At 62.9% G+C, this 25,617-nt stretch carries 22 protein-coding genes; 21 read left to right on the top strand and 1 reads right to left on the bottom strand.

Annotation, left to right across the window (positions count from 1 at the left end):
* The first annotated feature begins 110 nt into the window (after nucleotides 1-110).
* The 7 genes from GGQ66_RS00700 to olsB all read left to right on the top strand — a co-directional run bounded on the left by GGQ66_RS00700 (nucleotide 111) and on the right by olsB (nucleotide 6,812).
* The gene (locus GGQ66_RS00700) at nucleotides 111-419 is read left to right on the top strand and encodes an integration host factor subunit beta (protein WP_183788398.1); all 309 of its coding nucleotides are present in this window, start codon (nucleotides 111-113) and stop codon (nucleotides 417-419) included.
* A 38-nt stretch (nucleotides 420-457) separates the two neighbouring features.
* On the top strand, nucleotides 458-802 hold the full coding sequence (locus GGQ66_RS00695; protein ID WP_183788396.1) for a DUF502 domain-containing protein: 345 nt from the start codon (nucleotides 458-460) through the stop codon (nucleotides 800-802).
* A gap of 139 nt (nucleotides 803-941) precedes the next feature.
* Entirely contained in the window at nucleotides 942-2,084 is a 1,143-nt protein-coding gene (locus GGQ66_RS00690; protein ID WP_183788394.1) for a class I SAM-dependent methyltransferase, read from the top strand.
* The gene (locus GGQ66_RS00685; protein ID WP_183788393.1) at nucleotides 2,081-2,938 is read left to right on the top strand and encodes a TrmH family RNA methyltransferase; all 858 of its coding nucleotides are present in this window, start codon (nucleotides 2,081-2,083) and stop codon (nucleotides 2,936-2,938) included. Before GGQ66_RS00690 ends, GGQ66_RS00685 begins: the two co-directional genes overlap by 4 nt.
* A 2-nt stretch (nucleotides 2,939-2,940) precedes the next feature.
* Nucleotides 2,941-3,429 (top strand): signal peptidase II, encoded by a 489-nt coding sequence (lspA, locus tag GGQ66_RS00680; protein ID WP_183788391.1) that lies wholly within the window; start codon nucleotides 2,941-2,943, stop codon nucleotides 3,427-3,429.
* Nucleotides 3,430-3,485: 56 nt separating this feature from the next.
* Nucleotides 3,486-5,852 (top strand): hybrid sensor histidine kinase/response regulator, encoded by a 2,367-nt coding sequence (locus GGQ66_RS00675; protein WP_183788389.1) that lies wholly within the window; start codon nucleotides 3,486-3,488, stop codon nucleotides 5,850-5,852.
* A gap of 81 nt (nucleotides 5,853-5,933) precedes the next feature.
* Entirely contained in the window at nucleotides 5,934-6,812 is an 879-nt protein-coding gene (olsB, locus tag GGQ66_RS00670) for a l-ornithine N(alpha)-acyltransferase (protein WP_183788387.1), read from the top strand.
* A 104-nt stretch (nucleotides 6,813-6,916) separates the two neighbouring features.
* On the opposite strand, the gene GGQ66_RS00665 is transcribed toward olsB, so the two are convergent.
* Nucleotides 6,917-9,202, bottom strand: coding sequence for an NADP-dependent malic enzyme (locus tag GGQ66_RS00665; protein WP_183788385.1), 2,286 nt, complete (start codon nucleotides 9,200-9,202; stop codon nucleotides 6,917-6,919).
* A 193-nt stretch (nucleotides 9,203-9,395) separates the two neighbouring features.
* Between GGQ66_RS00665 and mutS the strand changes: the two genes are divergently transcribed.
* The 14 genes from mutS to GGQ66_RS00595 all read left to right on the top strand — a co-directional run bounded on the left by mutS (nucleotide 9,396) and on the right by GGQ66_RS00595 (nucleotide 25,608).
* On the top strand, nucleotides 9,396-12,044 hold the full coding sequence (gene mutS / locus GGQ66_RS00660; protein ID WP_183788871.1) for a DNA mismatch repair protein MutS: 2,649 nt from the start codon (nucleotides 9,396-9,398) through the stop codon (nucleotides 12,042-12,044).
* A gap of 54 nt (nucleotides 12,045-12,098) precedes the next feature.
* Complete coding sequence (locus GGQ66_RS00655) at nucleotides 12,099-14,924, top strand: [protein-PII] uridylyltransferase (RefSeq protein ID WP_183788383.1); 2,826 nt, start codon at nucleotides 12,099-12,101, stop codon at nucleotides 14,922-14,924.
* Nucleotides 14,921-16,510: a murein biosynthesis integral membrane protein MurJ gene (gene murJ / locus GGQ66_RS00650; protein WP_183788381.1), complete on the top strand. Its 1,590-nt coding sequence runs from the start codon at nucleotides 14,921-14,923 to the stop codon at nucleotides 16,508-16,510. Before GGQ66_RS00655 ends, murJ begins: the two co-directional genes overlap by 4 nt.
* Before the next feature lie 78 nt (nucleotides 16,511-16,588).
* A complete protein-coding gene (trpS, locus tag GGQ66_RS00645) occupies nucleotides 16,589-17,659 on the top strand; it encodes a tryptophan--tRNA ligase (protein WP_183788379.1) in 1,071 nt (356 codons plus the stop codon).
* A 55-nt stretch (nucleotides 17,660-17,714) separates the two neighbouring features.
* The gene (locus tag GGQ66_RS00640; RefSeq protein ID WP_183788377.1) at nucleotides 17,715-18,206 is read left to right on the top strand and encodes a universal stress protein; all 492 of its coding nucleotides are present in this window, start codon (nucleotides 17,715-17,717) and stop codon (nucleotides 18,204-18,206) included.
* Nucleotides 18,207-18,326: 120 nt separating this feature from the next.
* The gene (locus GGQ66_RS00635; protein ID WP_183788375.1) at nucleotides 18,327-18,896 is read left to right on the top strand and encodes a NifU family protein; all 570 of its coding nucleotides are present in this window, start codon (nucleotides 18,327-18,329) and stop codon (nucleotides 18,894-18,896) included.
* Nucleotides 18,893-19,543: a tRNA (adenosine(37)-N6)-threonylcarbamoyltransferase complex dimerization subunit type 1 TsaB gene (gene tsaB, locus GGQ66_RS00630; protein WP_183788373.1), complete on the top strand. Its 651-nt coding sequence runs from the start codon at nucleotides 18,893-18,895 to the stop codon at nucleotides 19,541-19,543. The genes GGQ66_RS00635 and tsaB overlap by 4 nt, the downstream gene beginning before the upstream one ends.
* A gap of 17 nt (nucleotides 19,544-19,560) precedes the next feature.
* Entirely contained in the window at nucleotides 19,561-20,052 is a 492-nt protein-coding gene (locus tag GGQ66_RS00625; RefSeq protein WP_183788371.1) for a GNAT family N-acetyltransferase, read from the top strand.
* A gap of 37 nt (nucleotides 20,053-20,089) precedes the next feature.
* Complete coding sequence (locus GGQ66_RS00620) at nucleotides 20,090-20,518, top strand: Fur family transcriptional regulator (RefSeq protein WP_183788369.1); 429 nt, start codon at nucleotides 20,090-20,092, stop codon at nucleotides 20,516-20,518.
* A 9-nt stretch (nucleotides 20,519-20,527) separates the two neighbouring features.
* Nucleotides 20,528-21,322, top strand: coding sequence for a lyso-ornithine lipid O-acyltransferase (gene olsA, locus GGQ66_RS00615; RefSeq protein ID WP_183788367.1), 795 nt, complete (start codon nucleotides 20,528-20,530; stop codon nucleotides 21,320-21,322).
* Between the two features lie 103 nt (nucleotides 21,323-21,425).
* Nucleotides 21,426-22,811 carry a tRNA (N6-isopentenyl adenosine(37)-C2)-methylthiotransferase MiaB gene (gene miaB, locus GGQ66_RS00610; protein WP_183788365.1) on the top strand — a complete coding sequence of 462 codons (1,386 nt, stop codon included), beginning with the start codon at nucleotides 21,426-21,428 and terminating at the stop codon, nucleotides 22,809-22,811.
* A gap of 24 nt (nucleotides 22,812-22,835) precedes the next feature.
* Nucleotides 22,836-23,918, top strand: a complete 1,083-nt coding sequence (locus GGQ66_RS00605; protein ID WP_183788363.1) for a PhoH family protein — start codon at nucleotides 22,836-22,838, stop codon at nucleotides 23,916-23,918.
* A gap of 10 nt (nucleotides 23,919-23,928) precedes the next feature.
* On the top strand, nucleotides 23,929-24,435 hold the full coding sequence (ybeY, locus tag GGQ66_RS00600) for an rRNA maturation RNase YbeY (RefSeq protein ID WP_183788361.1): 507 nt from the start codon (nucleotides 23,929-23,931) through the stop codon (nucleotides 24,433-24,435).
* A 12-nt stretch (nucleotides 24,436-24,447) separates the two neighbouring features.
* Entirely contained in the window at nucleotides 24,448-25,608 is a 1,161-nt protein-coding gene (locus GGQ66_RS00595) for a hemolysin family protein (protein WP_183788353.1), read from the top strand.
* Nucleotides 25,609-25,617 lie beyond the last annotated feature (9 nt).

Raw genomic sequence — 25,617 nt, 5'->3', positions numbered from 1 at the left:
GAGTCTCGTCCTGGAGACGGGAAGGGCTTGTAGCGCTTGGGTTTATGCGTGCGAGCCGAGATCAATTCCGGTTTCGGAGAGCATGCGTTTCGGGGTTTCAGGGGATCGACGTGATCAAGTCCGAGCTTGTACAGATTGTTGCGGCGCGTAACCCGCATCTTTACCACCGGGACGTTGAGAATATTGTCAATGCCGTGCTCGACGAGATCACCGATGCATTGGCTGCCGGCAATCGCGTGGAACTGCGCGGCTTTGGCGCGTTCTCGGTCAAGAATCGTCCTTCGCGGTCCGGTCGCAATCCGCGTACCGGCGAAACCGTGTTCGTCGAGGAAAAGTGGGTGCCCTTCTTCAAGACGGGCAAGGAACTGCGTGAGCGCCTGAACCCCGGCATGGACGACGAGGACGAACAGGGCGATTGACCCTCGTTGCCGCTGCGTCCTGCGGAAGGAGGTCCGTCATGGTCAAGAAAATCGCTAATCTTTTCATTCTGCTGCCGCTCGCCATCGTGCTGATCGTGTTGTCTGTGGCCAACCGGCATATCGTGTCGCTGGCGTTCAATCCGTTCCGTCCGGAAGACGAGGCGCTTTCCCTCCACGCACCGTTTTTCGTGTTCATCTTCCTGGCGCTGATGCTCGGCATGGTCATCGGTTCCTTTGTCACCTGGTTTTCGCAGGGACGCCACCGCAAGCGTGCCCGCATCGAGGCCCGCGAAGCCGTGAAATGGCAGAGCGAAGCCGACCGCCACAAGGCAAGGGCGGAAGAGATGGCGGCGCAGGCCGTGGCGCAACTCCCCGCCAAGTGATCGTTTCCCCCCGTTTTCAGGCTTTGACCGCGCTCGTGGCGATGGTAAAGCATGCGCCGAAGCCGGGCCGTGTGCGGTTGCGGGTATCGTCAGGGTGCTCGCAAATCTTTAGGGTGCCCGCAAATCTTAGGGTGATGGCGTGAAGGACAAGGATCGCCGCAAGGCGCAGAAACCGGCGGGCAAGCCGGGCTTTGGCGAAAAGCCGGTGGCGGGGCGGCGTCCCGATGCGCGTCCGGCATCGTCTTCGCGCCCGCAAAAGGCGCAGGAACGGCCCGTTCGGGAGCCGGAGCGCCCGCCCATTCGCGCCGAACAGGACGAAAAGCGCGGCGAAACGGCGGAAAAGGTCTTCCTTCCTCTCAGGTCTGGGGCTCGGCCCGCCGAACGCGTTCCGATCATTCTGGAAACAGCCGGCTCGGAAAATTTTCGCCTGATCGACAGCGGCAATGGCGAAAAGCTCGAACAATATGGACCCTACCGCATCATCCGACCCGAGGCGCAGGCGCTCTGGCCGAAATCGCTGCCGGAGCATGTCTGGCAGAAGGTAGACGCCGTCTTCACCGGCGACACTGACGAGGATGGCATCGGTCGTTGGCGCTTTCCGCGTGAGGCGCTGGGCGAGACCTGGCCACTTCAGCTTCTCGGTGCCGATTTCCTCGGTCGTTTCACCGCCTTCCGCCATGTTGGCGTGTTTCCCGAGCAGCTTGCCCACTGGGCGTGGATGAAGGCGGAAATCGAGAAGGCCAACCGGCCTTTGAAGGTGCTGAACCTCTTCGGTTACACGGGTGTCGCCTCGCTGGTGGCCGCCGCTGCCGGTGCGGAAGTCACCCATGTGGACGCCTCCAAGAAGGCCATCGGCTGGGCGCGGGAAAACCAGGCGCTGTCGCGCCTCGATCGCGCCCCGATCCGCTGGATCTGCGAGGATGCGATGAAGTTCGTGCAGCGCGAGGTCCGTCGCGGCAGCCGGTACGATATCATCCTCACCGACCCGCCGAAGTTCGGACGCGGCACCAACGGCGAGGTCTGGCACCTCTTCGAACACCTGCCGCTGATGCTCGATCAGTGCCGCGAAATCCTCGCGCCGAAGGCTCGCGGCCTTGTGCTGACGGCCTATTCCATTCGTGCCAGCTTCTATTCCATGCACGAACTGATGCGTGACACCATGCGCGGGCGCGGCGGCGTGGTCGAATCGGGCGAACTCGTCATCCGTGAGGCTGGCCTCGATGGCGAAACGCCCGGTCGGGCGCTTTCCACCTCTCTCTTCAGCCGCTGGGTACCGGAATGAGCGAATATTACGGACAGGACGGCGCGCGCCGCGTCGGGCAGGTCAAGGAAGTCACCAGCCTCGCCAATCCCATCGTCAAGGACATCAAGACCCTGATGAACAAGAAGGCGCGCGAGGAGAGCGGCGCCTTCATCGCTGAAGGCCTGAAACTCGTCATCGACGCCATCGAACTCGGCTGGGTCATCCGCACGCTGATTTACGCCAAGGCCGCCAAGGGCAAGCCGCTGGTGGAGAAAATTGCCGCAAAGACCGTGGCGTCCGGCGGGTTGGTGCTGGAAGTCTCCGAAAAGGTCATGTCTTCCATCGTGCGCCGGGACAATCCGCAGATGGTGGCCGGTGTGTTCGAGCAGCGCTGGAAGCCCCTTTCGGCCATCCGCCCTCAGCAGGGCGAGACCTATGTGGCGCTCGACCGCGTGCGCGATCCCGGCAATCTCGGTACGATCATCCGCACGGCGGATGCGGCGGGCGCTTCGGGTGTCATCCTCGTCGGTGATTGCACCGATCCCTTCGCGGTCGAAACCGTTCGCGCCACCATGGGCTCCGTCTTTGCCTTGCCGGTGTCGCAGGCTTCGGTTGCCGATTTCCTCGCCTGGCGCAAGGGGGCGGATGTGCAGATCGTCGCAACGCATCTGGCGGGCTCGGTTGATTATCGAACGGTGGATTACAAGAAGAAGCCGACCGTGCTGCTCATGGGCAACGAACAGTCCGGCCTGCCGGACGAACTGGCCGGCAAGGCCGACCAGCGCGTGCGCATTCCCCAGCAGGGCAGGGCCGATTCGCTCAATCTGGCGGTAGCCACCGCTGTCATGCTCTATGAGGCGCGGCGGCATCTTCTGTCGCTGGACGAGGCGTAAGTATGGAGCGTGTTCCCCTTGCGTCGCGGCCGCTTTTTGCCGTCATTCTCGTGATCATCGCGCTGGCGCTCGACCAGATCGTCAAGGTGGCGGTCGAGGCCTATCTGCCGTTCCAGCAGGAAGTGCCTGTCATTCCGTTTCTGGCGCTTTACCGCACCTATAATCTGGGTGTCGCCTTCTCGATGCTGGCCGATACGCATGGCTGGTTCATTGTCGGCATGCGGCTGGTCATTGTTGCCTTCGTGCTTTGGTTGTGGAAGCGCACGCCGCCATCCCACTGGCTGGCGCATCTTGGTTTCGCGCTCGTGGTCGCCGGCGCGCTCGGCAATATCATCGACCGTTTCGTCTATGGCCATGTGGTGGATTACGTGCTGTTTCACACGCAGACATGGTCGTTTGCCGTCTTCAATCTGGCCGATGCCTGCATCAGCGTTGGTGCCGCGCTGATTTTCCTCAACGAGTTCTTCGCGCCTAAAGTGCAGGATCGTTAAACTTCTAACGATGCAGCAAACCGGATCGGAACGGGCTTTGTGCTAATGCAGGGGGCATGAGCGACCTGATCCGACTGCAGAACCGTATCGCCAACGCCTTCGGCTCCTCCCCGGTCCCCGGTGAGGAGACTGCGAAACGCGTCACCGTTACGCCGCCGCCCCTTTCGGCAGAGGCGACCTTCGAGCCCGAGACCGTGAAGACGGTGGAGGCTCGGCCTCGGGGCCTGACATTCAGCCCCTATCTGTTCGGCGGCGCAGGCCTTCTGGCCTCTGCAGCGGCGCTGGCCATCGGCAAGGAAGCGGGTCTTTATGCCGTCATCGGCGGGCTGGGCAGCGTCGGCATCGGCGCCGTCATCCTGCATTTCCTCACCCGTTCTTCCACCGTTGTTGCCTCCGCTCCGCCTCCGCAACCGGTTCTCAAGGTGCCGCAGCGGGCGCCGGTGTCGGCCTTGGCCTTGGCCGAGCGACAGCAGGATGCGCGATGGGGCTATGACGATAGCGCCGCGATCCACGATTCGATCCACAATGCGCTCGGCGATATCGTCCTGACGCGCGATCTCGAGGGCCGTATTCTCTCGGCCAATGCCGTGTTTCGCAGGCTGGTTGCGGACGTCAACCCGCAAGGCCGCACCTGTCAGGATCTCGGTCTTCTGTTCGAGGCAGCCAGCCAGCCCGGTCGTTTCGAGGTGGAGATGCTGACGGAGCGTGGCCCGCGCACCTTCCTCTGGCATGATGTGACGACACGCGATGCCCGCAGCGGTGATCTCGTCGTGCAGAGCCTTGCCCGCGACGTGACGGACGAACGCCAGCTTGCCCGCGCGCGCGAGGATGCCCGCCGGCGTGCCGAAGAAGCGAGCGACGCCAAGTCGCGCCTGCTGGCGACCGTCAGCCACGAAATCCGCACGCCGCTTGGCGGCATCCTTGGCATGGCCAGCCTTATTTCCCGCACGCGGCTAAGCCCCGAGCAGGCAAGCTACATCGAAGGCGTTCGTCAGTCCGGGGAGGCGCTCGGTCAACTGGTGGACGAACTGCTGGACTGCGCCTCCATCGAGGCCGGCCGCTTCACGGTCAATCCCGTGATTGCCGATACGCGCCCCTTCATCGAAGGCGTTTGCGAGATGCTAGCGCACCGCGCCCATGCCAAGGGTCTGGAAATCGCGGTCACGGTGGATGCCTCCGTGCCTGGGCGACTGGAATTCGACAGTGCTCGCGTCCGGCAGGTGCTTTTCAATCTTATCGGCAATGCGGTGAAGTTCACCCGCACCGGCGGCGTTCTGATCGCCGCCATGCTCGAAGGTCAGGATCTCGTCATTACCGTCACCGATACCGGCCCCGGCATGAACGAGGCGGAACTCGCAAAAATCTTTCGCGAGTTCGAACAGGTGGGTGCGGCCGGCGAACGTAGCGGCGGAACGGGCCTTGGGCTGACCATTTCCACCCGCATCATGGCAGCACTTGGCGGCACACTCTCCGCTGCCAGCCGCAAGGGCGCTGGAAGCACTTTCACGCTGCGCCTGCCGGTTCGCGCCGTGCAGGGGGAAGTGAACCGCGAGGAGCGCGGCCTGCGCCTTGCGGCCAGTCACGTTCTTCTCGTCGCGCCGGCCGGTCCGGCGGCCCGGGCCACCGTATCCACGCTTCTGACGCTCGGCGCCCGTTGCCGCCATGTCACCACCGCCACGGAGGCGGCGCAGGCGCTTGAGGGCACGGCGAAGTCCGGCCCGTTCACCGACATCATCGTCGATCACCGGTTATCGCAGGCCTTTGCGCGCGCCGTTCCCGCCCGCGCGGCCGATGACATCAGCGGCCCGCGCCGTATATTCCTCGTCAATCCGGAAGAACGCACCGCACGTCGTCGCGGCGATTACGACGCCTGGCTGATCCGCCCGCTGCGGGAGAAGTCGCTGGCCGATGTCCTGACCGGGCGCATGCATGGCGTCGAACAGCGCGACGCGCTGAACGACAACCGACCGTTGCCGGGCTTTGCCAATACTGAGCCTGTCGTGGCCAATGCCAATGGTCTCAGAATCCTGCTTGCCGAGGACGATCCGGTCAACGCCATGCTCGCCCGCTCGACGCTGGAGAAGGAGGGGCATCGCGTGACCCATGTCATGGATTTCAGCGATGTGCTGGATGTCATGCTCGCCCCGGACGGCAACCGTCCCGACCTTCTGATCACCGATCTCAACATGCCGGGCGGCGACGGCATCGACGTGATCGCCCGCATCCGTGCGGCTGAGCGCGAGCGGGGCTTTGTCCGTACGCCGGTTCTGGTGCTGAGCGCCGACAAGCGCCGGCAGGCCGCCCAGCGTGCGCTCCTGAACGGTGCGGATGTCGTGATGGAAAAGCCCGCCGGCCCGGAACGGCTTCTGGAGGAGATCAAGGCCATTCGCCGGGCACAGGTCGACGAAAAATCCGGTGTGTGACCGGCACTTTCAAGCCTGTCACTTTCCTGTCGCAGAGAAGTGTCATATGCCAGACACAGGATCGACGACGGGCAGGGCACCATGAGCATCGAACTCCTCATGCCGGAAACGGCAACCGAAACGGGTGAGCGCGTTCTCGCCAAGGCATCTTCCACGACAGAGGGTCTTCTGGGGCGCATCGGTTCGCTGGAAACACGGCTGGCCCGCACAACGTCCGAGGTCGAGGCGGCCCAGCGGGTTCGCTTCACTGTTTTCGTCGAGGAAATGGGCGCGCAACTTCCTCCGGAAGCCATGCAGGCGCGACGCGATTACGATGCCTATGACGCCATTTGCGACCATCTTCTGGTCATCGACAGCGCCATTGACGGTGATCCGGAAGACCAGATCGTCGGCACCTATCGCCTGCTGCGGCAGGATGTGGCCGAGCGCCACGGGGGCTTCTACTCCGCCCATGAATTCGATATCGGACCGCTTCTGACCCGCCATGCCGACAAGCGCTTCATGGAGCTTGGCCGCTCCTGCGTGCTGCCGGATTATCGCACGCGTCGCACGGTGGAGCTTCTGTGGCAGGGGAACTGGGCTTACGCGCTGAAACACGGCATCGACGCCATGTTCGGTTGTGCTTCCTTCCCAGGCATTCAGCCCGAGGCGCACGCGCTTGCGCTGTCCTTCCTGCACCACCATGCCGGCGGCAAGGGGGAATGGGCGGTATCCGCGCTGCCGTCGCTCCATTGCTCCATGGACATGATGCCACCGGAAGCAGTCGATGCGCGCCGGGCACTGGCGGTTATGCCGCCGCTCGTAAAGGGTTATCTGCGCCTCGGCGCGGTTTTCGGTGAAGGGGCGGTCATCGACCGGGCCTTCAACACGACGGATGTTCTCGTCGTTCTGCCGATTGCGGCGATCTCCGGGCGTTACGTGAACTACTACGGTGCGGATGCCGGCCGTTTCGCCGGCTAGAGCAGTTCCCCAAAAGTGCGAAGCGGTTTCAGAAAGCTCTTTTCAGCGTTGCGTATTTTCAGATACCCCGCATGGGTTTCCTCCATGCGGGGCTTTTTGCTGCATCAATTGCCTGCGTTATAGGCCGCAATCGCCGCGAGATTGACGATGTCGCTGTCGCGCGCGCCCTGCGAGGCGATCTGCACCGATTTCGCGAAGCCAAGCAGGATCGGGCCGATCACGGTCGAACCGCCGAGTTCCTGCAACATGCGCGAGGAGATCGAGGCCGAATGTGTGCCGGGCATGACGAGCACGTTTGCCGTGTCGGACAGACGGCAGAACGGATATTGCGCCAGACGTTGGGCATTCAGTGCCACATCCGCCCCCATCTCGCCGTCATATTCGAAATCGACGTCGCGGCTGTCCAGTTCGGCTGTGGCGGCGCGCATGCGTTCTGAGGTGCCGCTGACCGGTGAACCGAAGGTGGCGCTGGAAAGGAAGGCGACGCGCGGCGTATAACCCATCTGCCGGGCGAAATCCGCTGCCGTTTCGGCGATATCGGCCAGTTCAGCCGGGCTCGGGCTGTCATTGACGGCAGTGTCGGCGATGAACACGGTGCGCCCGCGCGAAATTGCCATCGACACGCCGACGACCGGGCGGTTCGTCGCCGTGTCGATGCAGCGGCGAATATCCTTCAGCGCGGTCGGGAACTTGCGTGTCGCCCCGGTGACAATCGCATCGGCCTCGCCCAGCGCCACCATGCAGGCTGCGAAGTGGTTGCGGTCGGTGCGCACCAGCCGCTGGCAATCGCGCAACAGAAAGCCCTTGCGCTGAAGGCGGCCATAGAGATAGCTCGCATAGCGGTCGAGGATCTCGGGCGAGCGGTGGTTGGCGATCTCGACGCCCGGACGGTCGAGATCGAGACCGATCTTTTCCGCCATGGCGCTGATCTCCGCTTCCCGGCCGAGCAGAACGGCGGTGCCGAGGCCCTGATTGGCATAACCGATGGCCGCACGCAGCACCTGCGCCTCCTCCGCTTCGGCAAAGACGACGCGCTTCGGGTTGGCGCGCACCTGACCGTAGAGACCTTCCAGCGTCGAGGCGATGGGATCACGGCGGGCAAGAAGCGAACGCTTGTAGGCGGCGAAATCGGCAATCGGTTTCTGGGCAACTCCGCTTTCCATTGCGGCCGCAGCAACGGCTGCCGGAACGGCGGCAATGAGGCGCGGATCGAACGGCACGGGAATGATGTACTCGGCCCCGAAACTCGGACGCTGGCCATGATAGGCGGCGGCGACCTCATCTGGCACTTCCTCGCGGGCGAGGCCGGCAATGGCCCGCACGGCGGCGATCTTCATGTCCTCGTTGATCGTCGTGGCCTGCACGTCGAGCGCGCCACGGAACATGTAGGGGAAGCACAGCACGTTGTTGATCTGGTTCGGATAATCCGAGCGGCCTGTTGCCATGATCGCGTCGCCGCGGATTTCCGCCACCTCTTCCGGCGTGATTTCCGGATCTGGGTTCGCCATGGCGAAGATGATCGGGTTCGCTGCCATGGAACGGATCATGTCGGCGGAGAAGGCGCCCTTCTGCGACAGGCCGAGTACGACATCGGCGCCCTTCATGGCCTCCGCCAGCGTGCGGTCGTCCGTCTTCACGGCATGGGCCGATTTCCACTGGTTCATGCCTTCGGTGCGGCCCTGATAGATGACGCCCTTGGTGTCGCAAAGGGTGACGTTTTCTGCCGAAAAGCCCATGGCCTTGATGAGTTCGATGCAGGCGATGGCCGCAGCGCCCGCGCCGTTGCATACGAGTTTCGTGGTCTTCAGGTCGCGACCGGTCAGTTCCAGCGCATTGATGAGTCCGGCGGCGGCGATGATCGCGGTGCCGTGCTGGTCGTCATGGAACACCGGGATGTTCATGAGTTCGCGCAGGCGGCTTTCAATGACGAAGCATTCAGGGGCCTTGATATCCTCGAGGTTGATGCCGCCGAAGGAGGGGCCGAGATAGCGCACGGCATTGACGAATTCGTCGACATTTTCAGTATCGACCTCAAGGTCGATGGAATCCACATCGGCAAACCGCTTGAAAAGCACGGCCTTGCCTTCCATCACCGGCTTTGAGGCGAGCGGGCCGAGATTGCCGAGACCGAGGATCGCCGTACCGTTGGTAATGACGGCCACGAGATTGCCGCGCGCCGTATAGTCGTAAGCCGCCGCCGGATTTTCGGCGATCGCCTTCACCGGAACCGCCACGCCCGGCGAATAGGCCAGCGAAAGATCGCGCTGCGTCGCCATCGGCTTGGTCGGCACGATTTCCAGCTTGCCGGGACGGCCCATGGCATGAAAATCAAGCGCTTCCTGCGCGGTGACGGTGGTGCGGCTACGCTCAGGCTTTTCGGATGCGGACATGGGTATCCCCCGTTTCTGTGGGCAGCCCGGCTTCAACCGGGTCGTCGGCTTGTTTTGGTCGGGGCACATCGATAGAGTCGCAAGTCCTGCCGCGCAATAAAAAATTAACGCCGTGACGATTAGCGACACAAATGAAAACGGCCTCGACGCCGCAACCCTGATCTCCGAGGAAAGCCGCGCATCGGCCACGCCGATGATGGAGCAGTATATCGAGATCAAGGCGGCGAACCCGGATTCGCTGCTTTTCTATCGCATGGGCGATTTCTACGAACTGTTCTTTGACGACGCGGCGGAGGCCTCTCGCGCTCTTGGCATCACGCTGACGAAGCGCGGCCAGCATATGGGCCATGACATTCCCATGTGCGGTGTGCCGGTCCATGCGGCCGACGATTATCTCCAGAAGCTGATTTCGCTGGGCTTCCGCGTTGCCGTCTGCGAGCAGGTGGAAGATCCGGCGGAGGCAAAGAAGCGCGGCTCGAAATCAGTGGTGCGCCGCGATGTGGTGCGTCTCGTCACGCCCGGTACGCTGACGGAAGAAAAGCTGCTCTCGCCGTCGGAATCGAACTATCTCATGGCGCTTGCCCGTATTCGCGGCGGCGGCGAGGCGCAATATGCGCTGGCCTGGATCGATATCTCCACGGGCATTTTCCGGGTGGCGGAGACCGGGGAAGACCGGCTTCTGGCCGATATTTTGCGAATTGATCCGAGCGAACTCATTCTTGCCGATCAGGTGTTCCACGATGCGGAACTGAAGCCCGTCTTCGATGTGCTGGGGCGTCGTGTGGTGCCGCAGCCGGCGGTTCTGTTCGATAGCGCCAGTGCCGAAGGCCGCATGACGCGCTATTTCGGTGTCGGCACGCTCGACGGGTTCGGCACGTTCGGCCGGGCCGAACTGACTGCCGCTGCCGCCATCATCGCCTATGTCGAGAAGACGCAGATCAACGAGCGCCCGCCGCTTGGTCGTCCCGAGCGTGAAAGTGCGGCCTCGACCCTGTTCATCGATCCGGCAACCCGCGCCAATCTGGAGCTTGCCCGCACGCTGTCCGGCAGTCGGGAAGGTTCGCTGCTGAAAGCCATCGACCGCACGGTGACGGGCGGCGGCGCACGCCTTCTTTCCGAACGCCTGATGTCGCCGCTGACGGACCCCGCCCGCATCGGCGAACGGCTCGATTCCATCGGCTGGCTGATGGATGAGCCGGACACGGTCTCGTCGCTGCGCCAACTGTTGAAGCGTGTGCCGGACATGCCGCGTGCATTGACGCGCCTTGCGCTCGACCGGGGCGGCCCGCGCGATCTCGGCGCTATCCTTCAGGGGCTTGCCGCCTCGCGCGAACTTGCAGAAAAGCTGGCTCATGCGCCGATGCCGCCGGAATTGTCGGCGGCGCTGAAAACCCTTCAGTCCCTGCCGTCGGGGCTGGAGGAAATGCTCGCGCAGCTTCTGGCCGACGAATTGCCGCTTCTGAAGCGCGACGGCGGCTTCATCCGCGAGGGTGCCAAGGCCGAGCTGGATGAAGCCCGCGGCCTGCGGGATCAGTCGCGCCGGGTCATTGCCGGCCTGCAATTGCAATATGCCGAAGAGACGGGCATTCGCGCCCTCAAGATCAAGCATAACAATGTGCTTGGTTATTTCATCGAGGTCACCGCCGGTAACAGTGATACGATGACCGGCACGCCCGAGGCCAAGGCCCGCTTCATCCATCGCCAGTCCATGGCGAACGCCATGCGCTTCACCACGACGGAACTGGCCGAACTCGAATCCCGCATCGCCAATGCGGCGGGCGAGGCGGTGGCCATCGAACTGGCCGCCTTCGCCCGCATGGTGGAAGCCGTCGTTGCCGAAGCGGAGATCATCAAGGCGGCAGCCCGCGCGCTGGCCGTCTTCGATGTTGCCGCAGGTCTTGCCGTTCTCGCCATCGAGCGCGCCTATTGCCGCCCGCATGTGGACGATACACGGGCTTTCCGCATCGAAGGCGGGCGCCATCCGGTGGTGGAGCAGGCGCTGTTCCGGCAGGGCGCCGGCCCCTTCATCGCCAATGATTGCGATCTTTCACCCGCAGCCGGCGGTTCCTTCGGCGGCGTCTGGCTTTTGACCGGTCCGAACATGGGCGGTAAGTCGACCTTCCTGCGCCAGAATGCGCTGATCGCCATCATGGCGCAGATGGGCTCCTACGTTCCTGCGTCGGAAGCGAAGATCGGTATTGTCGACCGTCTGTTTTCGCGGGTTGGCGCATCCGACGATCTGGCACGTGGTCGCTCCACCTTCATGGTCGAGATGGTCGAAACGGCGGCGATCCTCAACCAGGCGACGGACCGCTCGCTGGTCATCCTCGATGAAATCGGGCGCGGAACGGCCACCTTCGACGGCCTGTCGATTGCCTGGGCGGCGGTGGAGCATCTGCACGAGGCCAACAAGTCGCGTGCGCTCTTTGCCACCCATTTTCATGAGCTGACCGTTCTCTCCGAAAAGCTCGCCCGCCTTGCCAATGTCACGATGAAGGTGAAGGAGTGGCAGGGCGAGGTGATCTTCCTCCATGAAGTCGGGCCGGGCGCTGCCGATCGCTCCTATGGTATTCAGGTGGCGCGTCTCGCCGGCCTTCCGGATTCGGTGGTGGCGCGGGCGCGGGAGGTTTTGACCCGGCTGGAGGATGCCGACCGCAAGAACCCGGCCAGCCAGTTGATCGACGACCTGCCGCTGTTCCAGGTGGCGGTGCGCCGGGATCAGGTCAAGGCCGGCCCATCGAAGGTGGAGGAGCTGCTGAAGGGCATCAATCCCGACGATCTGACGCCGCGCGAGGCGTTAGAGAAGATTTACGCTCTCAAGAAAGAGCTTGGCAACGGCTGACCTGTATCTTAAGCCCCGCCTGAAACGCGCGGAACACGGCGCGATGAACGAAAGATGCACGACATGGCAAAGCTCGAAGTCGAATTTCCTGAAGTCATCGATGTCGCGCGGCTGAGCGCGGAATGCATGGCGCTGGCGGCCGCCCATGCCGGTAGACCCGATGACATCAAGGCAGCGCTTCTGCCCGTGCTGAAAGCCGCCAGCAAGGACGGGCGAGCCAATGCCCGCCGCATTCTGGAGACTGAAGGCGGCGGCCTCGATTGCGCCCGCCGCATCTCCTATCTGCAGGATTGCCTCATTGCCATCTTGAACGACATCACGATCAATCACGTCTATCCGGCGGCGCGAGGCCAGATCGCGATTACCGCTGTCGGTGGCTATGGTCGCGGCACGCTGGCGCCGGGATCGGACATCGATCTTCTGTTCCTGCTTCCTCCGAAAGCGGCCGACATGACCCACAAGGCGGTGGAGTTCGTTCTCTACCTGCTGTGGGACATGGGCTTCAAGGTCGGCCATTCGGTCCGCAGCGTCGAAGAGTGCATCCGCCAGTCCATTGCCGACATGACGATCCGCACCGCCATTCTCGAGACCCGCTTCATTTGCGGCGAGGAAAGCCTTGCCGAGGAACTGGCCAGCCGTTTCGACAAGGAAATCGTCGTCAATACCGGGCCGGAGTTCATCGCCGCCAAGCTCGCCGAGCGTGACGAGCGCCACCGCAAGGCCGGCGATACGCGCTATGTGGTGGAACCGAACGTCAAGGAAGGCAAGGGCGGTCTGCGCGACCTGCACACGCTGTTCTGGATTTCGAAATATTACTACCGCATTTCCGATTCCGCCGAACTGGTGCGTCTCGGCGTGCTGTCGCGACAGGAATGGCGGCTGTTCCAGAAGGCGGACGATTTCCTCTGGGCGGTGCGCTGCCACATGCACTTCCTGACCGGCAAGGCGGAGGAACGCCTGTCTTTCGATATCCAGCGCGAGATCGCCGAGCTTCTGGGCTACAATTCCCGGCCCGGCCTGTCGAATGTCGAGCGCTTCATGAAGCACTACTTCCTGGTGGCGAAGGATGTGGGCGATCTCACCCGCATCTTCTGCGCCGCCCTCGAAGACCAGCAGGCCAAGGATACGCCCGGCCTGACCGGCGTCATCAGCCGCTTTGCCCGTCGCAAGCGCAAGATCGCCGGCACGGTGGATTTCGTCGAGGATCACGGCCGTATCACGCTGGCCAATCCGGACGTGTTCAAGCGCGATCCGGTCAACATCATCCGCCTGTTTCACATTGCTGGCCTCAACGGTCTCGAATTCCACCCGGATGCGCTGAAGCGCGTCACCCGCTCGTTGTCGCTGATCGATCAGGACGTGCGCGAGAGTGAAGAGGCGAACCGCCTGTTCCTGTCGATCCTCACCTCCAAGCGCGAACCGGCGCTCATTCTGAGGCGCATGAACGAGGCCGGCGTTCTCGGCCGCTTCATTCCCGAATTCCGCAAGATCGTTTCGATGATGCAGTTCAACATGTATCATCACTATACCGTGGACGAGCACCTGATCCGCTCCGTCGAGCAGCTTTCACGCATCGACAAGGGGCTCGGCGGCGATACGTTCCCGCTCTCGGTGAAGCTGATCGAAACCATCGAGGATCGCACGGCGCTTTACGTTGCGGTGCTGATCCACGACATCGCCAAGGGCCGGCAGGAGGATCACTCCATTGCAGGAGCCAAGGTGGCGCGCAAGCTCTGCCCGCGTTTCGGTCTTTCGCCGAAGCAGACCGAACTGGTCGCTTGGCTGATCCAGGAACATCTGACCATGTCGATGACCGCCCAGACACGCGATCTGCACGACCGCAAGGCGATCACCGACTTTGCCGAAAAGGTACAGTCGCTCGACCGGCTGAACATGCTGCTCATCCTCACCGTCTGCGATATCTGCGCGGTGGGGCCGGGCGTGTGGAACGGCTGGAAGGGCCAGCTTCTGCGCACGCTCTATTACGAGACCGAGCTTCTTCTGTCCGGCGGCTTCTCGCAGGTGTCCCGCAAGGAACGCGCCGAGGCAGCCCAGCAGGCGCTTTACGATGCGCTCTCGGACTGGAGCCAGAAGGACCGCCGCAAATATTCGCGGCTACATTACCAGCCCTATCTCCTGTCCGTACCGCTGGAAGATCAGGTGCGCCATGCCCAGTTCATCCGCGATTCCGACAAGGAAAGGAAGACGCTCGCCACGTCGGTGCGCACCCATTCCTTCCATGCGGTGACGGAAATCACCGTGCTGTCGCCCGACCATCCCCGCCTGCTGTCGGTCATTGCCGGCGCCTGTGCCTTTGCCGGCGCCAACATCGTCGGCGCGCAGGTGTTCACGACGTCGGACGGGCGCGCGCTCGACACGATCCTCATCAACCGCGAATATCCCGAGGATGAGGACGAAATGCGCCGCGCCGCCACCATCGGCCGCATGATCGAGGAGGTTCTGGCCGGCACCAAGCGCCTGCCGGAGGTGATTGCCAGCCGCACGCGCGGCAAGCGCCCGAAGAACCGCGCCTTCCCGGTTACGCCCGGCGTGTCCATTTCCAATACGCTGTCGAACAAGTTCACTGTCATCGAAATCGAATGCCTCGACCGGCCCGGTCTTCTGGCGGAAATCACGGCGGCGCTTGCCGATCTTCTGCTCGACATCCAGTCGGCCCACATCACAACCTTTGGCGAGAAGGTCATCGATACCTTCTACGTCACCGATCTCACCGGTGAGAAGATCAACAGCGAGAACCGTCAGGCGGCGATCACCAACCGCTTGCGCTCCGTCATGGCGGGCGATCACGATGCACTGCGGCCGGGAGCGCCGCGCCATTCCGGCGGCAATCTTTCCAATGCCGGGAGCGGCGGTCGATGAGCCTTCTCAAGAAGTTCGCGACCGTCGGCGGCGCCACGCTCGGCAGTCGCGTCTTCGGCTTCGTGCGTGAAATGCTGATGGCCTCGGCCGTAGGCACCGGCCCCGTGGCCGATGCCTTCAACGCCGCCTTCCGTTTTCCAAATACCTTTCGTCGCCTTTTCGCCGAAGGGGCGTTCAACTCCGCCTTCGTGCCGCTCTTCGCCAAGGAGATCGATGCCGGTGGCATGGAAGGCGCGCGGCGTTTTTCGGAGGAAGTGTTCGGCGTTCTCTTCACCGTGCTGCTGGCCATCACCATTGTCATGGAACTGTCCATGCCGCTTCTGGTGCGCACAGTGATCGCGCCGGGCTTTTCCGACGACCCCGTGAAATTCGATCTCACGGTGCGGCTTGCCACCGTCATGTTCCCCTATCTTGCCTGCATGTCGCTGGCGGCGATGATGGGCGGCATGCTGAACTCGCTGCATCGCTATTTCGCGGCGGCGATTGCTCCGGTCTTTCTGAATTTCATCCTCATCGGCGTGCTGGCGCTTGCCTGGTGGAAGGATTATGACGCGCTCGATGTCGGTCTTGGTCTGTCCTGGGGCGTCATGGCGGCTGGCGTGGTGCAGCTTGCCATCGTCTGGGGAGCCGTTCGCCATGCCGGCATGAAGATCGGCTTCCGCCGCCCGCGTCTCACCGCCAATGTGAAGCGGCTGCTCGTGCTGGCGCTGCCGGCGGCAATCACCGGCGGCATCACCCAGGTCAACCTGCTCATCAACACGGCCATTGCGTCAGGCGCCGAGGGAGCTGTGTCCTCGCTCGTTTATGCCGACCGCATCTACCAGCTTCCGCTGGGTGTCATCGGCATCGCGGTCGCGACCGTGCTTCTGCCGGAACTGGCGCGGGCGCTGCGTGGTGGCGCGGCGACGGAAGCAGCCAATCTCCAGAACCGCTCTGTGGAGTTCGTGCTGTTCCTGACGCTGCCGGCTGCTGCCGCGCTGCTCGTCATGTCCGAACCGATCGTGCGGCTGCTTTATGAACGCGGCAATTTCCATGCGGACTCGACGGTCACGGTCGGCGCCATTCTCGGGCTCTATGGCCTCGGTCTGCCCGCCTTCGTGCTCATCAAGGCCTTCATTCCCGGCTTCTTCGCCCGGGAGGACACGCGCACGCCGATGATCTTCGCCGGTATTTCCGTTCTGGTGAACGTGACGCTTGCCATCACGCTCTTCCCGAAGCTTTCGGCGCTCGGCATCGCCACCGCCGAGATCGTCGCCGGCTGGGTCAATGCAGGCCTGCTGTTTTTCACGCTAGTGAAACGCGGCCATTGGGGCAGCGACAAGCCATTGCTGAAACGCATTCCGCGTCTTGTTCTTTCCGCCGGGTTGATGGCCGTGGCACTGCATTACGCCATCGCCTTCCTTGGGCCGCAACTGGCCTCGTCGGCTGCGACGGCGATCAAGGCGGCTACGGTTGCTGCCCTCGTTCTGGCGGCCATGGTCATCTATTTCGGCCTTGCCTTCGCCACTGGCGGGGCGGATCGCTCGATGCTGACGCGTGCCCTGAAACGCGGTGCAAAGCCGAAGGCCGAGCCGGTTTCGGAGTAAAGGTTTTTCTTGATCGGCGGCGGGTGAGGGTGCATACAGCCCGCACCAAATTCCCTTGCCCGCCTGTCGAGGACGACGATGACTGAATTCAAACCGCTTGTCTTTTCCGGTATCCAGCCCACCGGAAATCTCCACCTCGGCAACTATCTCGGCGCCATCCGCAAGTTCGTGGCTTTGCAGGCGGAAGACCGCGACTGCATCTATTGCGTCGTGGACCTGCATGCCCTGACCGCCCAACTCGTGCATGATGACATGCCGACCCAGATCCGCTCGATCACCGCGGCCTTCCTTGCCTCCGGCATCGATCCCAGGAAGAGCATCGTCTTCAACCAGTCGGCGGTGCCGCAGCACGCGGAACTCGCCTGGATATTCAACTGCGTCGCGCGCATCGGCTGGATGGAGCGCATGACCCAGTTCAAGGACAAGACAGGCGGCAAGAATGCCGAGCAGGTTTCGCTCGGCCTGCTGGCCTATCCGAGCCTGATGGCCGCCGACATCATGGTCTACCGTGCCACCCACGTTCCGGTTGGCGAAGACCAGAAGCAGCATCTGGAGCTTGCCCGCGACATCGCCCAGAAGTTCAACATCGACTTCGGTGCGCATATCCGCAAGCAGGGCCTCGGTGTCGATATCACCGTCGGCGAAGAGCCGGTGCACGCCTATTTCCCGATGGTCGAGCCGCTGATCGGCGGTCCCGCGCCGCGCGTCATGTCGCTGAAGGACGGCACCAAGAAGATGTCGAAATCGGACCCGTCCGATCTTTCGCGCATCAACCTCACCGATGACGCCGACGCCATCGCCAAGAAGATCCGCAAGGCCAAGACCGACCCCGACGCACTGCCCTCCGAAGTCGCCGGCCTTGCCGGTCGCCCGGAAGCCGCAAACCTCGTCGGCATCTATGCAGCGCTCTCCGACAGTACCCGCGAAAAGGTGCTGGAACAGTTCGGCGGCCAGCAGTTCTCGGCCTTCAAGCCGGCGCTGGTCGAACTTGCCGTCAACGTTCTCTCGCCCATCGGCGAGGAGATGCGCCGCCTTCTCGATGCGCCCGAACATATCGACGCCGTGTTGCGCGATGGCGGCGCCCGCGCCCGCGAGATCGCCGAAAAAACCATGACGGACGTGCGCGACATCATCGGTTTCGTACGATAATATTGCACCCGGCGGGCCCGTCCCGCCGGTCAGCGGTTTTGCGGATGGAGGCTTCATGGTTTCAAAACGATTGTCCAGCCTCGAAGGCCATCGGCGCAAGTTCATGGCCGTTATCGACAACACGCCCGAATGCGCCCGCGCCGTGCATTATGCCGGCCGCCGCGCCAAGAATTCCAATGGCGGGTTGGTGCTGGTCTATGTCATTCCCGACGGCGATTTCCAGCAATGGCTGGGCGTCGAGGAGATCATGCGGGCCGAAGCGCGTGAGGAGGCCGAAAACGTCGTTGCCGCCGCCGCCGCCCAGGTGCGCGAGACCATGGGCGTCGATCCGGAAATCGTCATCCGTGAAGGCTCCGCCGCCGAGCAGATCAATGCGGTGATCGAAGAGGATCGCGACATCGCCATTCTGGTGCTGGCCGCCGGTTCGACCAAGGATGGGCCGGGGCCGCTGGTGTCGTCGATTGCCGGTCGCGGCGCTGCATTTCCCATTCCCGTCACGGTTCTGCCGGATACGCTGACCAACGAGGAGATCGACGCGCTGTGCTGACAAGGCCGTGAGCAGCCCTGTCCCGGACGTTTTGTCTCGCCCGTCGCTCTTGAAAGATGAGCGGCAGAGTTATATTTTGGAAGAATTCTAAAACACGCGGCTTGCCGCAGGGAGACATCCATGTTCATCCAGACCGAGACCACCCCGAACCCGGCCACGCTGAAATTCCTGCCCGGCCGCGTGGTGATGGAAAACGGCACGGCCGAGTTCCGCTCTGCGGCGGATGCCGAAACCTCGCCGCTGGCCGCGCGCCTTTTCGGCGTTTCGGGCGTCACGGGCGTTTTCTTTGGCTATGACTTCATCACCGTCACCAAGGACAGCCAGGAATGGCCGCACCTGAAGCCGGCGATCCTCGGCACGATCATGGAACACTTCATGTCCGGCGCACCGGTGATGGGCAAGAACGGCCCGGCCGTTGACGTCGATTCGGACGACGAGTTCTTCGACGCCGATGATGAGGGTATCGTGGCGACGATCAAGGAACTGCTGGAAACCCGTGTTCGCCCGGCTGTCGCTCAGGATGGCGGTGACATTACCTTCCGCGGTTACAAGGACGGCACGGTCTACCTCAACATGAAGGGCGCCTGCTCGGGTTGCCCGTCTTCCACGGCCACGTTGAAGCACGGCGTGCAGAACCTGCTTCGCCATTTCGTTCCGGAAATCCGCGAAGTCGAAGCCGTCGGCGTATGATCCTTCTGGTGCTGGATACGGCGGCGGGCGATTGCACCGCCGCCCTTTACGATTCCGTGCAGGATCGTCTTCTGTCGAGCGTCGTCGAGACCATTGGCAAGGGCCATGCCGAACGGCTGATGGCGGTGATCGATCAGGCGCTGGAACAGGCCGGATTGACGCTCGACGCCGTTGAAAAGATTGCCGTGACGGTCGGTCCCGGCTCGTTCACGGGCATTCGGGTCGGTGTGGCCGCGGCGCGCGGTTTCGCGCTCTCGCTTGGCATCGAAGCGGCCGGTGTTTCGACGCTCTCGGTCATCGGCCTTGCGGCGCAGGAAGATCATCCCGGACAGCCGGTTCTGGCAGCGATCGATGCCCGGCGCGACGAGATCTATGCCCAGCTCTTTTCTGCCACGGGCGAGGCGCTCACCGCGCCGCGTCTTCTGGGCCATGAGGAGGCCGCAAACCTTGCCCGCGAAAGCGGCGCCGTGGTTGTCGGTTCGGCACGCGCCCTGCTGGTCGAAGGGGCGGAAGTGCAAACGGATCGCTACCCGCCGCTTTTCATCGCCCGTCTGGGCATGGGTGATACGGCGCTTGCGCCGTCGCCGCTCTACCTGCGTGGTCCCGATGCCAAGCCGCAAATGGGCTTCGCCGTCGCCCGCGCCTGATAACAATCGAGACAAGCATGCTGAAATATTTCACCGGAGCGCCTGAATTTGATATCGCGCCCATGGAAGGTCGTGACTGCGGGGATATTGCCGCGCTGCATGCCGACCGCTTTCCCGCGCCCTGGAGCGAGGATGAGTTCGCCTCCCTGTTTTCGCAGGATACGGTTTTCGGCTTCGTGGCCCGCCAGACAAATGCCTGGAATGGTCGGCCGCTGGCCGGCTTCGTGCTGGCCCGTGAAGTGGCGGGCGAGGCGGAAATCCTCACCGTTGCCGTGGCGGAAAAAGCGGGCCGTGCCGGCCTCGGCTGGCGGTTGATGCGCGCTGCGATGAGCGAGGCACATCTGCGCGGCGCTACCGAAATGTTCCTTGAGGTCGATTCGGCCAATACGCCGGCTATCGGACTTTATGCCAAGCTCGGCTTTGCCAAGGTCGGCGAACGGGCGGCCTATTACGCGGCAGAGGACGGGACACGCTCGACGGCGCTTGTCATGCGCCGCGATCTTGGCTAACCCCTTTCTCAAGACCTGAACGGACGGGGGGCGCCGCATGGCCGATCTTTCCAGCACGCTTGAAGAGCTTTGCACCGAGCGCGGAATGCGTATGACGGAGCAGCGCCGGGTGATTGCCCGCATCCTTGAGGAATCCGATGATCATCCGGATGTCGAGGAATTGCACCGCCGTGCGGTGAAGGTCGACCCGCGTATTTCGATTTCGACCGTCTATCGCACGCTGAAACTGTTCGAAGATGCCGGCATCATTGCCCGCCACGATTTTCGCGATGGCCGCTCGCGCTACGAGACTGTGCCGGAAGAGCATCACGACCACCTCATCAACCTCAAGACCGGTGAGGTGATCGAGTTCCACTCGCCGGAGATCGAGGCGCTTCAGGAGCGCATCGCGCGGGAATACGGACTGAGGCTGATCGATCATCGTTTCGAGCTGTACGGCGTGCCGATCCGCAAGGACGAGGGTTGATCCCGTTCCATGCTGGCGCTCCGTTCGGCCTTCGTCGCAATTTCCCTTCTCTTTGTGACGTTGGTGCTTCTGCCGTTCCAGCTTCTGGGGCTTCGGTTCGACTGGAAAATCCGCCGCCGCATTCCCCGCCTCTGGCATCGCGTCGCCTGTTGGCTGATCGGGCTTGAAATCCGCACCCATGGCTGCGTGGATCGCCGTCGCCCGTTGATGCTCATCGCCAACCACGCCTCCTGGGTGGATATTCTCGTGCTCGGCGCGCTGGCCGATGTCGTCTTCATCGCCAAGACCGATGTGGCGGGCTGGCCGGTTTTCGGCATTCTGGCAAAGCTGCAGAAGACCATTTTCGTGGCGCGTGAGGCCCGCGCCAAGACCGGCGAGCAGGTGGACGAGATTGCCGAGCGATTGAAGGGTGGCGAAATCGTCGTCCTTTTTCCCGAAGGCACGACCTCCGACGGCAACCGTCTGCTGGAGGTGAAGACCTCGCTGTTCGGTGCCGCCGCCACAGCGCGCGCCCATGTGCCGGACGGCACCGTCCATGTGCAGCCGGTTTCCATCGCCTACACAGGCGTGCAGGGCATGCCGATGGGTCGCTTTCACCGCCCGATCGCCGCCTGGCCGGGCGATATCACCCTTCTGCCGCATCTCAAGGGCATCCTTGAAGCGGGCGCTTTCGAAGTCGATGTGGACTTCGCCGAGGCTATCATGTTCGGCCCGGAGGCGAACCGCAAGGTGCTGGCCGCCGATGTCACGAAGACCATCCGCACCATGCTGTCCGAGCGCCTGCGGGGCCGCAAACCGGGCTGAAACTCCCGGTTTGCCGGCATGCGCCGCGATTTTTTGATTTGATCCCGGCCCGAAAGCGATTAGAGGAAAGCAAAACTTTCCCGCGCCACGGACCCTTTTGCCGATGACCGAACAGACGACGCCCGCGCATGGCGAAAACAGCCGCAAGGTGTTCATCAAGACCTATGGCTGCCAGATGAATGTCTACGATTCCACGCGCATGAGCGATGCGCTGGCGCGTGATGGCTATGTGCAGACGGAGGAAATGGCCGAGGCCGATCTGGTTCTGCTCAACACCTGTCATATCCGCGAGAAGGCGGCCGAGAAGGTCTATTCCCAGCTTGGCCGTCTGCGCGACCTGAAGGCAGCGCGCAACCGTGAGGGCCGCGAATTCATGATCGGCGTAGCCGGTTGCGTGGCGCAGGCTGAAGGCGAGGAAATCATGCGCCGTGTACCGGCGGTGGATGTCGTGGTCGGCCCGCAGACCTATCACCGCCTGCCGGAAGCGTTGAGCCGTGCCCGTGCCGGTGACCGGGTGGTCGAGACGGATTACGCCATTGAGGACAAGTTCGAGCATCTGCCGAAGACGGACGCCGCCCGCACCCGTGCCCGCGGCGTCACGGCCTTCCTGACCGTGCAGGAGGGCTGCGACAAGTTCTGCACCTTCTGCGTCGTGCCCTACACGCGCGGTTCCGAGGTTTCGCGTCCGCTGGCCCAGATCATCGATGAGGCGAAACGCTTGGTCGATGGCGGCGTGCGCGAGGTGACGCTGCTGGGCCAGAACGTCAATGCCTGGCGGGCGGAAGGTCCCGACGGGCGGGAGTGGGGGCTGGGCGATCTACTTTACCGGCTGGCCGACATTCCGGGTCTGGAGCGCCTGCGCTACACCACCAGCCATCCGCGCGATATGGACGACCGGCTGATCGAGGCCCATGCCGATCTCCGCAAGCTCATGCCCTACCTGCATCTGCCGATCCAGTCCGGTTCCGACCGCATTCTGAAGGCCATGAACCGCCGCCACACGGCCGATGACTATCTGCGCCTCATCGATCGTATTCGCAGCGTTCGCCCCGATATTGCCATGTCCGGCGATTTCATCACCGGCTTCCCCGGCGAGACGGATGCGGATTTCGAAGCGACCATGGACGTGGTGCGGGCGGTGAAATATGCCGCCGCCTTTTCCTTCAAATATTCGAGCCGCCCCGGCACGCCGGGTGCGGACATGCCCGACCATGTGGCGGAAGAAGTGAAGGCCGAGCGGCTGGAACGCCTGCAGTCGCTGCTCATCGAACAGCAGGCGGCGTTCAATCAATCCTGTGTCGGCAAGACCGTTTCACTGCTTCTGGAAAAGCCCGGCCGGTTCCCCGGACAGCTTATCGGACGCTCGCCCTGGCTCCAGTCTGTAAATGTTGATGCAAAGGGCGTCGAAATCGGTGACATTATTCCTGTGCGAATCACTGGAACCGGGCCGAATAGTCTTTATGCTGACATGGTGTTGGAGCTATCATAGGCCAAACTAGAGGAGCATGACCGCTTGAACGGACAGGAATTGGTAGCCACCCCCACGCGCCAACCCAAAAGTGCGGCAACCGACGCCAACCACTTTGTCCTGACCTTCGAGAATAACCGGTTAGCCGGGCAACTCTTCGGCCAGTTCGATGAAAATCTCAAGCTTCTGGAGCAGCGGCTCAATATCGCCGCCCATCCCCGCGGAAATTCCGTTGCAATCAAGGGCGATGTGACCGCGACCAATCAGGCTCGCCGCGCGCTTGATTTCCTTTATGCCCGCCTGCAGAGCGGGGGTTCCGTCGAGCTTTCCGATGTGGAGGGCGCCATCCGCATGGCGCTGGCTGCCGACGATCAGCTCACGCTGCCGACGCTGGAACGTCGCGCCCGCCTTTCCATGGCGCAGATTTCCACCCGCAAGAAAACCATCGCCGCCCGCACGCCGACGCAGGACGCTTATATGCGTGCGCTGGAACGGTCGGAACTGGTCTTCGGCGTCGGCCCCGCCGGCACAGGCAAGACCTATCTGGCCGTTGCGCAGGCCGCCCAGCTTCTGGAGCGCGGCGCGGTCGACAAGATCATCCTGTCGCGTCCCGCCGTCGAAGCCGGTGAGCGTCTAGGCTTCCTGCCGGGCGACATGAAGGAAAAGGTCGATCCCTATCTGCGGCCGCTCTATGACGCGCTTTACGACATGATCCCCGGCGACAAGGTGGAGCGGGCGATCACCGCCGGCGTCATCGAAATCGCACCGCTGGCCTTCATGCGCGGGCGCACGCTCGCCAATGCCGCCGTCATTCTCGACGAGGCGCAGAACACCACATCCATGCAGATGAAGATGTTCTTGACCCGTCTTGGTGAGAATTCCCGGATGATCATCACCGGTGATCCGAGCCAGGTGGATCTTCCGCGCGGCGTCAAGTCCGGTCTGGTGGAAGCGCTGGACGTGCTCAAGGGTGTCGAGGGTATCTCCGTGGTCCGCTTCAAGGATACGGATGTGGTCCGTCATCCGCTGGTCGGTCGCATCGTTCAGGCTTACGACGCGCTTTACGTTCCCCGTCCCGACGATGCGCCGGCGGTGCAGGACGACACCCCGGTCGAACCGCAGGAATAAGCGACAGGCAATGCCCGAACTGGACATACAGGTAAGCGTCGAGGACGCTGGATGGCCCGACGAAGCCATTCTGGAGGCTGCTGCGGCGCGCATTCTGGGCGCTGCGGCACGCTACCTCGCTGAAACCGAGGGGCAGCCCTTTCCCGCGCATCCGGTCGAGGTCTCGTTGCTCTTCACCGGTGACGAGGACGTACAGGAGATCAACGCCGAGTGGCGCGGGCAGGACAAGCCGACCAATGTTCTCTCCTTCCCGGCCATGCCCATTCAACCCTCCGACATGCCTGGTCCCATGCTGGGCGATATCGTGGTGGCACGCGAAACGGTGGAGCGGGAAGCGGTTGCGCTGGAAAAAACGTTCGACGAGCATTTGACCCATCTTCTTGTGCATGGCTTTTTGCATCTTTTCGGGTACGATCACATGACAGCCGAAGAGGCGGAGGAAATGGAAGGGCTTGAGACTCGCATTTTGGCGGGGCTTGGCTTATCTGATCCCTATGAGGGACAGGTTCCCGTTTGACAGACAGGTATAATGAGCGACTTTTCTTCCAGGCCGACCGGTACGGCTCAAGACGATACCGGAACCCAGTCCTCCGACGAGGGCAGTAGTAGTACCTCGAACGGTTACGAGACGGCGGCGCGTGCGCGCCCGTCATTCTGGGCGCGCGTTGCGCGCCTCGTGCGACCCGCCCAGGGTGAGAAACTCCGTGAGAACATTGCCGACGCGCTGCTGACCGATTCCGATATCGGTGCTGCCTTTTCGCCCGAAGAGCGCGCGATGCTGCAGAACATCCTGCATTTCCGTGAGGTTCGCGTCGAGGACGTGATGGTGCCGCGCGCCGATATCGAAGCGGTCGAGCAGAGCATCACCATTCGTGATCTTCTCGTCCTGTTCGAGGATTCCGGGCGTTCGCGCATGCCGGTCTATCGGGAGACACTGGACGATCCGCGCGGCATGGTTCACATCCGCGACGTGCTGTCCTACGTCACCCGTCAGGCCCGCAACAAACGTCGCGGCAGTTCGAAGACGGCGACGGCGGAAAGCGGCGAGAAGCCGGCACGCCAGCCGCGTCCGGTTTTCGATCTCGCCCGCGTCGATCTCGATAAATCGGTGGCCGAAGCCGGCCTTATTCGCGAGGTCCTCTTCGTTCCCCCCTCCATGCTCGCATCCGATCTGCTGAAGCGCATGCAGGCCGCCCGCACACAGATGGCCGTCGTCATAGATGAATATGGCGGCACAGATGGTCTCGTTTCCCACGAAGACATCGTGGAAATGGTGGTCGGCGACATCGAGGACGAACACGACGACGAGGATACGATGATCGTCCGGGTTTCGGATGACACCTTTGTCGCCGATGCCCGTGCAGAACTGGAAGAGATTGCCGAAGCCTTCGGACCGGATTTCGACGTACGCGAGCAGGTCGAGGACATCGACACGCTCGGCGGCCTGATCTTTTCCGCGCTTGGCCGCATTCCGGCCCGTGGCGAGGTGGTGGAAGCCATTCCGGGCTTCGAGTTCCACATTCTCGATGCTGATCCGCGCCGCATCAAGCGTGTCCGCATCGTCCGCAAGAAGACGGCGGCGGTTCGCAGGCAGCACCATCGCGGTCCCATCAAGGATGACGGAACGTCCAGATCCGGAACTCCCGCGCCTGTCGACGCCGAACCCGGCTCATCGACCGACGAGAGCTGACGACAAGCG

This window comes from Allorhizobium borbori (assembly GCF_014196535.1).
In the GTDB taxonomy this organism is placed as follows: domain Bacteria; phylum Pseudomonadota; class Alphaproteobacteria; order Rhizobiales; family Rhizobiaceae; genus Ectorhizobium; species Ectorhizobium borbori.
The sequence above is the reverse complement of the archived record's forward strand: the minus strand, read 5'-3'. Positions and strand labels throughout refer to the sequence as shown.